The sequence below is a fragment of the Marinobacter profundi genome (assembly GCF_002744715.1).
In the GTDB taxonomy this organism is placed as follows: Bacteria; Pseudomonadota; Gammaproteobacteria; order Pseudomonadales; family Oleiphilaceae; genus Marinobacter; species Marinobacter profundi.
Genome location: NZ_KZ319393.1, coordinates 1 through 587, shown reverse-complemented (window position 1 = coordinate 587; position 587 = coordinate 1). Strand labels below are relative to the sequence as shown.

The 587-nt window shown below is 59.8% G+C and carries 1 protein-coding gene and 1 pseudogene; both read left to right on the top strand.

Annotated elements, in window-relative coordinates; genetic code table 11:
- A pseudogene (locus CLH61_RS18245) lies at nucleotides 1-177 on the top strand (UDP-glucose 4-epimerase); the annotation flags it as partial.
- 3 nt (nucleotides 178-180) lie between these two features.
- Nucleotides 181-587, top strand: a 407-nt coding sequence (locus CLH61_RS18240; protein WP_143752191.1) for an NAD-dependent epimerase/dehydratase family protein, incomplete at its 3' end; no start/stop codon positions are given.

Sequence of the window (587 nt, the reverse complement as noted above, 5' to 3'; positions counted from 1 at the left end):
CGGGATCTGAACTACGGCAAGTTTGTGGAGCAGGGGGAGGAGAAGATCTCCCACACCGAGGATTACAACTCCCATAACACCGAGCGCCTGGATGTCGCCGGCATGCAAACTTTGCTGCGTAAGCTGGAATTCATTCGTGCCCTGGAACGGGGTGAGTACCAGACCCCGGAGGACTGATTAATGAAAGTACTGGTAACCGGCGCCAACGGGTTTATCGGCAAGAACCTGCAAATGCACCTGCAGGAGCAGGGCGGTTTTGAAGTGGTGCCCTTTACCCGGGAACACACCGAGCAAGACCTGCCCGGCCTGCTGGAAGGCGTGGACTGGATTGTGCACCTGGCCGGAATCAACCGCCCGCAGGACCCTGCCGAGTTCACCACCGGTAACGCCGGACTGACCCAGGCTTTGTGCGACGCGGTACAGGCCACGGGCCGGAGCATTCCAATTATCTACAGCTCGTCTATTCAGGCGGAGCGGGAGAACGACTACGGCACCAGCAAGCGGGCAGCGGAAAATGCTCTGCTGGCGCTGCACGAAGCCACCGGCAACCCGGTGTACATCTACCGCCTGGCCAACGTGTTCGGCAA